This window comes from Chryseobacterium indologenes, assembly GCF_018362995.1.
Lineage (GTDB): Bacteria > Bacteroidota > Bacteroidia > Flavobacteriales > Weeksellaceae > Chryseobacterium > Chryseobacterium indologenes_G.
This window is the reverse complement of the sequence record NZ_CP074372.1, coordinates 2,561,928-2,572,588: the sequence shown is the minus strand read 5'-3', so window position 1 is coordinate 2,572,588 and position 10,661 is coordinate 2,561,928. Positions and strand designations below refer to the sequence as shown.

General features: G+C 36.4%; 14 protein-coding genes and 1 tRNA gene. 5 read left to right on the top strand and 10 right to left on the bottom strand.

The window, feature by feature from the left end; all coding sequences use genetic code 11:
- Window positions 1-20: 20 nt before the first annotated feature.
- The 7 genes from DYR29_RS11615 to thrA all read right to left on the bottom strand — a co-directional run bounded on the left by DYR29_RS11615 (window position 21) and on the right by thrA (window position 7,176).
- Window positions 21-91: transfer RNA gene (locus DYR29_RS11615), tRNA-Cys, on the bottom strand.
- A 58-nt stretch (window positions 92-149) separates the two neighbouring features.
- Window positions 150-659, bottom strand: a complete 510-nt coding sequence (locus DYR29_RS11610; protein WP_213276990.1) for an RDD family protein — start codon at window positions 657-659, stop codon at window positions 150-152.
- Between the two features lie 41 nt (window positions 660-700).
- Entirely contained in the window at window positions 701-2,065 is a 1,365-nt protein-coding gene (locus DYR29_RS11605) for a DUF4403 family protein (RefSeq protein WP_213276989.1), read from the bottom strand.
- Window positions 2,066-2,099: 34 nt separating this feature from the next.
- Window positions 2,100-2,468, bottom strand: a complete 369-nt coding sequence (gene folB, locus DYR29_RS11600) for a dihydroneopterin aldolase (RefSeq protein ID WP_047379018.1) — start codon at window positions 2,466-2,468, stop codon at window positions 2,100-2,102.
- Window positions 2,469-2,472: 4 nt separating this feature from the next.
- Complete coding sequence (gene thrC / locus DYR29_RS11595; RefSeq protein ID WP_213276988.1) at window positions 2,473-3,777, bottom strand: threonine synthase; 1,305 nt, start codon at window positions 3,775-3,777, stop codon at window positions 2,473-2,475.
- Window positions 3,778-3,792: 15 nt separating this feature from the next.
- Complete coding sequence (locus DYR29_RS11590) at window positions 3,793-4,719, bottom strand: homoserine kinase (RefSeq protein WP_213276987.1); 927 nt, start codon at window positions 4,717-4,719, stop codon at window positions 3,793-3,795.
- A 9-nt stretch (window positions 4,720-4,728) separates the two neighbouring features.
- Window positions 4,729-7,176 carry a bifunctional aspartate kinase/homoserine dehydrogenase I gene (gene thrA, locus DYR29_RS11585; protein WP_213276986.1) on the bottom strand — a complete coding sequence of 816 codons (2,448 nt, stop codon included), beginning with the start codon at window positions 7,174-7,176 and terminating at the stop codon, window positions 4,729-4,731.
- Between the two features lie 352 nt (window positions 7,177-7,528).
- Between thrA and DYR29_RS11580 the strand changes: the two genes are divergently transcribed.
- The 5 genes from DYR29_RS11580 to DYR29_RS11560 all read left to right on the top strand — a co-directional run bounded on the left by DYR29_RS11580 (window position 7,529) and on the right by DYR29_RS11560 (window position 8,652).
- Window positions 7,529-7,702, top strand: coding sequence for a hypothetical protein (locus DYR29_RS11580; protein WP_213276985.1), 174 nt, complete (start codon window positions 7,529-7,531; stop codon window positions 7,700-7,702).
- A 56-nt stretch (window positions 7,703-7,758) separates the two neighbouring features.
- Complete coding sequence (locus DYR29_RS11575; RefSeq protein WP_167498842.1) at window positions 7,759-7,929, top strand: hypothetical protein; 171 nt, start codon at window positions 7,759-7,761, stop codon at window positions 7,927-7,929.
- 61 nt (window positions 7,930-7,990) lie between these two features.
- Window positions 7,991-8,188: a hypothetical protein gene (locus tag DYR29_RS11570; RefSeq protein WP_213276984.1), complete on the top strand. Its 198-nt coding sequence runs from the start codon at window positions 7,991-7,993 to the stop codon at window positions 8,186-8,188.
- Window positions 8,189-8,226: 38 nt separating this feature from the next.
- Window positions 8,227-8,430, top strand: a complete 204-nt coding sequence (locus DYR29_RS11565; protein ID WP_213276983.1) for a bacteriocin-like protein — start codon at window positions 8,227-8,229, stop codon at window positions 8,428-8,430.
- Between the two features lie 12 nt (window positions 8,431-8,442).
- Window positions 8,443-8,652 (top strand): hypothetical protein, encoded by a 210-nt coding sequence (locus DYR29_RS11560; protein WP_213276981.1) that lies wholly within the window; start codon window positions 8,443-8,445, stop codon window positions 8,650-8,652.
- A gap of 37 nt (window positions 8,653-8,689) precedes the next feature.
- Here the strand turns inward: DYR29_RS11560 and DYR29_RS11555 are convergent, their stop codons facing one another.
- The 3 genes from DYR29_RS11555 to gmk form a co-directional block, all read right to left on the bottom strand.
- On the bottom strand, window positions 8,690-8,851 hold the full coding sequence (locus tag DYR29_RS11555; RefSeq protein ID WP_213276980.1) for a bacteriocin-like protein: 162 nt from the start codon (window positions 8,849-8,851) through the stop codon (window positions 8,690-8,692).
- A 51-nt stretch (window positions 8,852-8,902) separates the two neighbouring features.
- Complete coding sequence (nadA, locus tag DYR29_RS11550) at window positions 8,903-9,922, bottom strand: quinolinate synthase NadA (RefSeq protein WP_142717808.1); 1,020 nt, start codon at window positions 9,920-9,922, stop codon at window positions 8,903-8,905.
- Window positions 9,923-10,026: 104 nt separating this feature from the next.
- On the bottom strand, window positions 10,027-10,590 hold the full coding sequence (gene gmk, locus DYR29_RS11545; RefSeq protein WP_213276979.1) for a guanylate kinase: 564 nt from the start codon (window positions 10,588-10,590) through the stop codon (window positions 10,027-10,029).
- Window positions 10,591-10,661: the final 71 nt, after the last annotated feature.

Sequence of the window (10,661 nt, the reverse complement as noted above, 5' to 3'; positions counted from 1 at the left end):
ATAATTAGAGGTTTTTTCTGAGGTACCTAGCGGATTCGAACCGCTGTAGATGGTGTTGCAGACCACTGCCTAGCCGCTCGGCCAAAGTACCATTTTTACCATTTTTGAGGTGTGCAAATATAGCAAAATTTCTTTATGAACAAAAGTTTTTAAGCAATTTCTTTCTTTCCAAGAGCCTCGATTTCGCTTTTTGCTTGAATTTCAGCCTGATAATTTTTAATGTTAATTACTCTTGTATCACTCCATTTATCATGCCAGCCATTTTCACCTAAAAAAGAAAGGGCATCAAAAGGAACAATCCTGGAAATATTTCTGATCAGATAATCATTGAAAGTAGGCTCAGTACCATCAATACAGATGACTTTACTTCCGGTAATATACTTGCCAACAGATCTGCCTTTTGTAAAATATTCTATAAGAAAAGTGTACATAAAATAGATTAAAGAGGTGATCAGTATATCCAGAAATCTATTTACTTCTGACATCTTATAAGCAAGATTAATGAAAAAATCATTATTGGTAAGGTTGAATATCAAGGCAGCAACAAACCCAAAAGTAAGAAAGGTAAGAGTAATTACAAGTCTGTCAATAATAAAATTAGCAAGTCTTATCCCCTTTTGGGCTCTGTTTCTGTCTACAACGACTAAATATTTTCTCATGGTTGGTTATTAGTTTTTTATGGTTAGTTTTATTTGAAGTTTTAAAATCCGTTGACAAGTAACTTTAATGAAGCATTTGTATCGATAACGGCTGTAATTCCTGTACTGCTGAGTAGAATTTTACTGGGCTTCAGATTGAATACTTTCCCGTTCATCTTTAAACCTTTATAGTATTCTTTATTAAAAGCTTCTTCAATACTTTTTCTTGATGTTTCTTCCAGCTCCTGGGTTGGTATACCATATTCCTCTTCAATCATTTTTACAATTTTCCCTTGGAACAGGAGAGAAGCTGTTTTCTGAAGAATATTGATAGTTTTTAGTTTAAATTTGGTTTCTGATAAAACAATTTTTCTTTTTGCATCATCATACACCGGAATTCCGGAAATAATGGCCGTACCTTTTATATAGCCATCGGTCTGAGCTTCAATAACCACTCTGTTATCAACTCCATATACCCTGATGTCAGTTACTTTCACTTTAGAGTCACGGATATCGAATTCCTTATTTAGAAATGTTTTTCTTGCCATATTGCTTGCCTCTGTAAAAGGAATATTGGCTGTAGTCTGTAAAATAAACTTATCCGCAACAGTAGGAGTGGAATTGAAATTGGCAACACTGGTTGCAGGTGAAGAAGCTGCGGGTTTGCTCCCTGTAAAAGTTTCTGAATAAATATCAACACCAAGCGTAGCATTGATCTGGTTTCCATAAAATTTCAAAGGAGTAATATTGACTCCCACCGGACTTACCTTCAGCCATGTATTATATTCTTCAGAGATATTGAAAGGCTGTAGAAATGTATTCCAGGCCATTAAGGCATATTGCTGGAAATTCAGCTGTGTGGCCATTTGCTGGTCTATCGTTTTACAGAATTTCTCCTGTTGTTCTTTTAAACTTTTTTCAACAATGGAAGTAATAGGAATCTGTATTCTTCCGTAATCAAGGACGGGTTTTGTTACCCATCTGAAGCCATTGGGTTGTGTATTGGTGGTAATGGTCCAGTTATTTCTAAAAGTAACGGTTGTATTGAATGACATTACGGTTTCAAAGGTAGTATTCTGATAAGTATATACTCCCAGAGTTCCGATTCCTTTTTCTGCCCATATTTTTAATGGAACTTCAATCAGTAAATTCTGGCTGGTTCCGCCTACAAGACGAATAGGTCTTGTTTTCCATACTTTCACTTTAAACTGATCATTATTATTGTCAGTATAAGAATCATCCTGGTAAACAAGGTCTTTCACAGAAGCATTGATCATATTGCTCAGTTCGGAAAGAGGAATCGTCACAGGCATGGTAATACTGGACTTTATCTTTGGAAAATTATAAGCCGCCAGCTGATTATTAACACCGGTCTGACCAAAAATGCTGATACCTGCTAATAAAAATAATATTTTAACGAATTTCAATGTGTATGTTTTTTAATGAACGAAAATAAGAATTTTAATTTTCCGGTTTAAAGCTTTTTTCAAGCTCAATGCTGGCACCTGTCATTTCTCCCTGCATAGGAGGGGCTGTTTTCGTGATTTTTAATTTAATATAATCAATCTGTGGAAAGCTGTTGTGAATAGTTGAGATTATTCTTCCGGCTACATGTTCCAGTAATTTGGATTTTATTTTCATTTCCTTGTGAAGAATATCGTTGATATCCGCATAGCTTATGGTGTCATGCAGGTCGTCAGATTCTGCTGCTTTCCACAGATCAGTATGAAGTTCTACATTCAGAATATAATATGTCCCGATAATATTTTCCTCAGGAAGTACGCCGTGGTACGCATATATTCTTACGTCTTCAAGATATATTTTGCTCATTGCCTCATATTTTATGAAGCAAAAATCGTCTTAATTCTTCAAAGTCTGAATTTATTTCTACAGTTTTTTTCTCCTTTTTCATCAGCTCGTTCAATGAATCAGGAATTTCAATCTGAGTATGAATCGCTTTTTCTACAGCATCAGGGAATTTTACCGGATGGGCAGTACCAAGAATATATCCTTTTTGACCGGGATTTTCTTTCAGATACTGTTCCATTGCAGCAAACGCTACGGCACTGTGAGGTTCCAGAATATAGCCGTATTTCTCATAAACTTCTGTGATGTTATTCATTGTTTTATCATCATCAATGGAATATGCCGATACTTTATTTTTTATTATTTCAAACTGATGCCCGAAAAGCTCCAGAATTCTCACAAAATTGCTCGGATCTCCAACATCCATGGCATTAGATAGAGTGGCAACAGCTTTTTGAGGCTGATAGTTTTGAGTCTTAAAATAATCAGGAACTACCTGATTAGCATTACAGGCTGCAATAAAATGACTGGCGGGCAAACCTCTGAAATGAGTCAGAAGCCCGGCGCAAATATTTCCGAAATTTCCACTCGGAACACAGATTACGGGCTGCTCTTTATGATTTTCAATCCATTGTTTTAAGGCTATTAAATAGTAAATCTGCTGGGGAAGCCATCTTGCAACGTTAATAGAATTGGCTGAAGTCAGAAATAACTGCCTGTTGATTTCTTCATCAGAAAAAGCCTGTTTTACGAGATTCTGGCAGTCATCAAAACTGCCATTTACTTCCAATGCTGATATATTTTCACCTAATGCAGTTAATTGCTTCTCCTGAACCGGACTTACCCTGTTTTTGGGATAAAGAATGACCACATTAATTTGTGGTATTTTGTAGAATCCATGGGCCACAGCACCTCCGGTATCTCCGGAAGTAGCTACAAGAACAGTAACTTTTTTCTGCTGATCTTTCAAAAAATAAGACAGGCAACGGCTCATAAATCTCGCACCAATATCTTTAAAAGCAAGTGTAGGACCATGAAACAATTCCAAAATGGAAATCTGCTCACTGATCTTCACCAGAGGAATTTCAAAACTTACCGTTTCTGCCACAATTTCTTTTAGAATTTCTGATGGAATTTCATCCCCCACAAAATCTTTCATGCATCTGTACGCAATTTCTTCATTAGAATATTGATGAATATTTTGAATAAATTCTTTGTCAAACTGTGGAATATTTTCAGGGAAAAACAATCCTTTTTCTTTTCCCTGACCTTTTATTGTTGCTTCTCTGAAATCAATTTTTTCAAGATGATCTTTTAAGTTATAATATTTCATTTCTGTTTTTTAAGGTTAATTTTCTTCTACAACTTGAATACCCGTCGGATTTATTTTTGAAACATATACAGGACTTTCTATTTCAATCTCATCATACACTGATTTCATCATTTGAGCAATTTTTTCTGCTGTTTTTTCCTGTTCGGACAGCATGAAAATAGATGGTCCTGATCCGGAAATTCCTCCTCCCAGAGCTCTCAACTGCAAGCTTCTGGTTTTAATTTCGTCAAATTTTGGAATCAGAATACTGCGGATTGGTTCTATAATGACATCGTTAAGACTTCTGCCAATCAACGGGAAATCATTTTTCTGAATTCCTGCTACCAGGCCTGCTATATTTCCCCATTGCTCTACTGCACTTTTCAACGTGATATTTTTCTTTAAAATCTGTCTTGCATCTGAAGTTTTCACTTCCACCTGCGGATGTACAGCAGTTACAAATAAATCAGGACTGTTCAGCGGAATGATATCAATGGGATTGGTGGATTTTACCAGGGTAATTCCTCCATAGATGCATGGAGCAATATTATCTGCATGTCGTACTCCGGAAGCCAGTTCTTCCCCGAACATGGCAAAATAGACCATTTCCTCTTTTGACAATTTGTTTCCTAATAATATATTGGCTCCAAAGGCGGCTCCGGCGGCACTTGCCGCACTGGAACCGAGACCGCTTCCAGGTTTTATATGCTTGTGAATAATCACTTCAAAACCATTTTTCAGATTAAAATATTCCTGAATTTTCAATAAGACAATCCCGGCAACATTTTCTGAGGGCTCTTCCGGAAGTCCAAAAGAATCAGTATGTTTTATAATGATTTCAGGAGTGTCCAATAATCTGAATTCCATTTCATCATAAGGATCATGCACTGCCATTCCCAGAATATCAAATCCGCAAACCAGATTGGCAACAGTAGCAGGGACTTTTAATTTTACTTTTTTCATAATTGTATTTTAAATAGAACGAATAATATCTGCAAAAACTCCGCTTGCCGTTACATCAGCTCCGGCCCCGGCTCCTTTTACAACCAAAGGCTGTTCGGAATATCTGAGGGTTTTGAAGATGACAATATTGTCTTTGCCATAAAGATGAAAGAGATCACTGTCCGGAGCGATATGCTGTAGGCCTACTTTGGCTTTTCCGTTTTCAAATTCTGCAACATATTTTAATATTTTGCCTTCATTCTTTGCCTTATTTAATAAGTTTTTAAAATGATCTTCATATGCTGTAAGCTTTGCATAAAAGTCACCAACACTTCCCTGCATACATTCTTCAGGAAGAAAACCTGTATTCTCAATTTCTTCAAACTGAAGCGGATATCCGGCTTCTCTTGCCAGAATTAAAATTTTTCTTGCTACATCAGTTCCCGACAAATCGAGTCTTGGGTCAGGTTCCGTATAGCCTTCCTGCTGGGCTTGGGCTACGACTTCAGAAAATGTTCTGCTTCCATCATAATGATTAAAGACAAAATTTAAGGTTCCGCTCAATACTGCCTTAATAGACTGGATCTGGTCTCCGCTTTTGATCAGATCGTTGATGGTTCCTATTACCGGAAGTCCTGCTCCTACATTAGTTTCAAAATAAAAATTACAGTTGTGGTTTCTTGCTGTATTTTTTAAAGTTTTATACTTTTTAAAATCGGAAGAGGCTGCAATTTTATTACAAGCCACGATGTTCACACTTCTTTTTAAAAGACTTTCATAAATTTCGGGTACATCAGGGCTAGCCGTTACATCTACAAAAACAGAGTTTCTAAGGTTTCTGTGGATAATTTCATCAGCAAATTCTTGGGCAGAGGCTTTTTCACCCAGCTGATTCCAGATAAGATAATCTTCCTGTGCTATTCCTTTGTCTGAAAATAACATATATCGGCTGTTGGAAATTCCTGCAATTCTCAGGTTGATCAAAAAGTTTTCTCTTAAATAAGCATTCTGGTTATAGATCTGCTGGATCAGTTTTGAACCTACATTTCCTGTTCCGCAGATATAGAGATGGATTTGCTTAATTTCAGTTTCAAAAAATTCCTCATGAAGTACATTCACTGCTTTTTTGCTGTCTTTTTCTGAAATTACGATACTGATATTTCTTTCTGAAGATCCCTGAGCAATAGCTCTTATATTGATCCCATTATTTCCCAGACATCCGAACATTTTGGCGCTCACACCGCTTCTGCTTTTCATACTTTCTCCAACCAGGGCTACAATGGAAAGTCCGGTTTCAATTTTTACGGCATACACTCTCTTCAGATTGATATCATCCGCAAAAGAAGAATTGATTGCATACTCGGCACGTAAAGCTTCTTTTTCTTCAATTGCAATCGTAATAGAATGTTCCGAAGATCCTTGTGTAATAAGGATTACATTGATTTTTTCATGACTTAAACATTGAAATAATCTTGCCGAAATTCCAGGGATTCCTACCATTCCGCTGCCTTCCAGTGTAAGAAGAGCAATCCTGTTCATATTGGAGATACCTACTGCGATCTGCTTTTCGTCATCCGAAGACTTCAATTGGTGAGAAATTAAAGTTCCCTGTGCATCCGGATCAAAAGTATTCCTGATGATCAGATTTATGTTTTTTTCCATGACAGGCTGAATGGAAGGCGGATAAAGCACTTTTGCCCCGAAATGGGACAGTTCCATGGCTTCATGATAAGAAATTTCTGATATAGGTTTTGCATTGGAAGCCAAACGGGGATCGGCAGTCATCATTCCGCTTACATCGGTCCAGATCTGGAGTTCTTCTGCATGGATAGAAGCAGCCATAATGGAAGCTGTATAATCAGAGCCACCTCTTCCTAATGTTGTAGCATTATTTTTTTCGTCATGGGCTATAAAACCAGGACCTACGATAATACGATTCTTATTTTCATTCAGAAAACTGATAATATTATTTTCAGTGCATTGAAAATCTACTTTTGCATTGGTGAAATTACTGTCTGTTCTGATGAGGTCTGCAGAATTCATCCATATGCAGTCTAATCCTTCATGCTGAAGTCTGGCTGCTATAATTTTTGAAGATAAAAATTCTCCGTAAGAGGCAATTTTATCTTTGATTCTGTTGGTAAGTTCACCAAGAACTGCAATTCCGTTGTAAAGGTCTTCAAGATCATTAAAATGTTTCTTAACAAAACTTAGCCATGAACTTTGTTCTGTGATAGGGAAAAGATCTTTGACCAGACTGATATGTTTTTCTTCAAGATTCTGAACTATTTGAATATAATTTTCATCTTTTACAGAAGCCAGTTCTGCTGCTCTGATCAGTTGGTCAGTAACGCCATGAAGTGCTGAAACAATAACAACTATTTTGTTTTTTAAAGATTCATCTTTTATTATTTTTTCTACCAGAAGGATATTCTGAGAATGGGCGACTGAAGTTCCGCCGAATTTTAAAACTTTCATCAATTATTTATTTGAGGTTGGATATAACGAAGTGACTACTCTTTAGAAAAAAGAGTACGGGTACCGGAAATAATATGTGAAAATTTACCCCGTTATGGGGTAGTTGTTGTAGTTGTGAATGTAGAAACAGAAGATATGCCTGAAATAGGTGATTTCAGGGCAGAAATATCAGATATGTTTCTTAATAAATTCATTGTAACAGGACAAATGTACAAATTATTTTGAAACAGCCAAGTTTTTAACATAATAAAATATATTTCCTTTTTTGGAGATATATTTGGTGTAATTGATTAAAAATGTTACATTTATAACATTAACTAATAACAAAATACACATGAAAAATTTAAAGAAAATGAATCGAAATGATTTAAAATCAATCAACGGGGGAATAGGTCCTTGTACTGCAAACTGCCCTCCCGGACCTTACGGACCAGGTGAGCCTAGGTCATGTGCTGATTATTACGCTTTACCGGAATGCTGTAAAGGAAGAGTACTGGTAAGCTTTGAATGCTTTGGTCCTTTTTAATCTTCAATAACAAAACGTTTGTTGTTTTTTATTACTGAATACTAAATTATTACAATATGAAAACAATTAAAAAATTATCACGCGAAGAAAAGAGAAATATCAGCGGAGGATTCACTGATATTCAGATTGAAGCATGTGGTGGAGAACAATTTGTATGTTTCCGCGGAGGTGGAAAATGGGGATGTTGGTTAAAGCCAGGAGGTACTTGCTATGCACCGATGCTATAGGTATTGACTGATTTTACCTAATGAAAAACGATCAAAAATTTAATTTAAAATAAAAACTACCATGAAAAATTCAAAAAAATTAAACAGAGAAAGCTTAAGGGCTATTATTGGAGGTGGAGGAGATACCTGTGCTATTGATCTTGACTGCGGACCAAAAGGTTGTGCAGTGTGTACCGATTTTAAAGGACGTAAAGTTTGTCTTTACCTTTTCCCTTATGATCCATCCATCCCAGGTAGCTGCCCAATTCTTGAAGCGTAATCAAAAATAGTAAAATCAAAAAATTAATTAAAACTACTATGAAAAATCTAAAGAAATTAAACAGAAAAGAACTCCAAATACTGCAAGGAGCAGGTCCTGCCACATGTACAGGATGTCCTAAGAATACGACTTACGGAAATAATCCTGGCGATGCTCCCTGCGAGGCTTTTCAAATGCTTCCTGACCGTTGTAAAATGTGCGTGATTGTTGATATGTCATGTATGAGTGGAGGAGTGTCATAAAATTTTAAAACTATGAAAACAATTAAAAAATTAAGCAGAAGAGATCTGGAACTTGTGAATGGAGCAGCTATTTCCAGATGTGACGGCTGTCCTACCCATCTGGTTTTTGGACCAGGCTCTTCCAGCGATCCTTCGTGTGAGGCATATTGGACATTGTCCGAGAATTGCAGAATGTGCGTTATTGTAAGCACAGATTGTTTTGTTGCAATCACTGCAGACTAAAAATAAAAAGCACTGTGAAAACAGTGCTTTATTTTTTTTAACAGTTATCCGGAATATACATTCCTCTGGGTACGCAGATCAATTCGCCATTACATCCCGCTCCGCAGGTTTCATGTATTTCGCAGTTTAAGTTACATATGGTACCTCCTCCGTTTACATTTTTAAGACTTTTTCTGTCTAATTTTTTTAGATTTTTCATATTTATTATTAGTTTAAGTTTTAAATATAATAAATATTCATGACAAAAAAATTATTTTATGCTTTTTGAAAGGTCAAGCATTGCCTCAATAGGCTTTAATGCTCTTAATCTTAATTCTTCATCGATAAGAATTTCAGGAAGCTCATACTTCATACATAAATACAATTTTTCCATTGTATTACGTTTCATATAGAAACATTCTGAGCAGTTACAGCTTTCATCAAAAACCAATGCAGGAATAAGTTCTTTGTGAGGAGCACGTTTTCTCATTTCGTGAAGAATTCCTTCTTCTGTTGCAATAATGAATTTCTGACAGTCATCTTTTTCTACATAATTCAATAGAGCAGAAGTAGAACCAATAAAGTGAGCCAGTTTTAAAACAGCTTCTTCACTTTCAGGGTGAGCAATCAGCTTGGCATCCGGATTGTCTGCCAGCTGCTGGGCAATTCTTTCCATTGAAAATGCTTCGTGTACGATGCAGCTTCCATCCCAAAGGATCATGTCACGCCCTGTTTTCTTAGATAAATATCTTCCCAGGTTTTTGTCCGGTGCGAATATGATCGGTCTGTCTTTCGGAAGTGCTTCAATTACAGTTTCAGCATTTGAACTGGTTACGATGATATCACTTTCTGCCTTAGTTTCTGCGTTACAGTTGATGTAAGTTGCAATTAAAGCATTCGGGTGCTGTTCACGCATTTTTCTTAATCCTTCTCCAGAACAACCGTCAGCCAGAGAGCATCCGGCCATCGTATCAGGAAGAACTACTTTTTTAGTTGGGTTCAGAATTTTAGCAGCTTCTGCCATGAAATGTACACCGCAGAATACAATCATGTCTGCATTCGTTTCTTTTGCCTGTCTTGCCAACTGTAAAGAATCTCCAAGGAAATCAGCGATATCCTGAATCTCTCCCGGCTGGTAGTAATGGGCAAGAATAACAGCATTTTTCTCCTCTTTAAGTTTAAGAATGGCTTTTACCAATTCTTCTCCCTGAGGAATAGCAATATCTTTAATATCCAGAAATCCTCTGACAGGAATTGCAGATTTAGCTTTTTCTAATGTTTCGGTACTCATATCAACCTCAATTTTTTATGATCAGAAGCTAGAGGTTGGAAATTAGAAGTTAGATTTTGAGAGTATGTGATTACTTCCATCTTCTGGCTTCTATCTTCCAGCCATTAATTACTGATAAAACTTTTTATTAAACTTTCTATTTCTTTTTTAGCTACATCAAGATCGGTATTAATCACGATCTTATCAAACTCGCCGGCGTAGGACATTTCTTCTTCTGCCTTCGCTACACGGGTTTTTATGGTTTCTGCATCATCTGTATTTCTGGAAATCAATCTTCGTTCCAATTCTTCAATGGAAGGCGGTTCTATAAAAATAGACAGGGCTTTTTCACCAAAATATTTTTTTAACGAAATACCTCCTTTTACATCTACATCAAAAATAACAACTTTTCCCTGATTCCAGATTTTTTCTACTTCAGATTTTAAAGTACCGTAATATTTATCAGTATATACTTCTTCATATTCTACAAAAGCATCTTCAGAGATTTTCTTTCTGAATTCATCCGGCGTCAGAAAATGATAATCTACCTGATGAACTTCACTTCCTCTCGGCTGTCTCGTTGTACATGAGACTGAGAAACTCAGTTCCGGAAATGTTTCCAGTGAATGCTTTACTAATGTAGTTTTTCCGCTCCCTGATGGCGCTGAAAATATAATTACTTTATCCATTTTTTACAATTTCGGGTTTCAGGTTTCGAGTTACGGAGTCCATTGTTAAGAATGATAATCACGCATCTCGT

Bases quoted from the DNA above. Each gene is read 5' to 3' on its own strand.
- nadA (WP_142717808.1), bottom strand. From the start codon at position 9,922: ATGAGTACCGAAACATTAGAAAAAGCTAAATCTGCAATTCCTGTCAGA.
- thrC (WP_213276988.1), bottom strand. From the start codon at position 3,777: ATGAAATATTATAACTTAAAAGATCATCTTGAAAAAATTGATTTCAGA.
- DYR29_RS11575 (WP_167498842.1), top strand. From the start codon at position 7,759: ATGAAAACAATTAAAAAATTATCACGCGAAGAAAAGAGAAATATCAGC.
- folB (WP_047379018.1), bottom strand. From the start codon at position 2,468: ATGAGCAAAATATATCTTGAAGACGTAAGAATATATGCGTACCACGGC.
- DYR29_RS11610 (WP_213276990.1), bottom strand. From the start codon at position 659: ATGAGAAAATATTTAGTCGTTGTAGACAGAAACAGAGCCCAAAAGGGG.
- DYR29_RS11570 (WP_213276984.1), top strand. From the start codon at position 7,991: ATGAAAAATTCAAAAAAATTAAACAGAGAAAGCTTAAGGGCTATTATT.
- gmk (WP_213276979.1), bottom strand. From the start codon at position 10,590: ATGGATAAAGTAATTATATTTTCAGCGCCATCAGGGAGCGGAAAAACT.
- DYR29_RS11560 (WP_213276981.1), top strand. From the start codon at position 8,443: ATGAAAACAATTAAAAAATTAAGCAGAAGAGATCTGGAACTTGTGAAT.
- DYR29_RS11565 (WP_213276983.1), top strand. From the start codon at position 8,227: ATGAAAAATCTAAAGAAATTAAACAGAAAAGAACTCCAAATACTGCAA.
- thrA (WP_213276986.1), bottom strand. From the start codon at position 7,176: ATGAAAGTTTTAAAATTCGGCGGAACTTCAGTCGCCCATTCTCAGAAT.
- DYR29_RS11580 (WP_213276985.1), top strand. From the start codon at position 7,529: ATGAATCGAAATGATTTAAAATCAATCAACGGGGGAATAGGTCCTTGT.
- DYR29_RS11590 (WP_213276987.1), bottom strand. From the start codon at position 4,719: ATGAAAAAAGTAAAATTAAAAGTCCCTGCTACTGTTGCCAATCTGGTT.
- DYR29_RS11555 (WP_213276980.1), bottom strand. From the start codon at position 8,851: ATGAAAAATCTAAAAAAATTAGACAGAAAAAGTCTTAAAAATGTAAAC.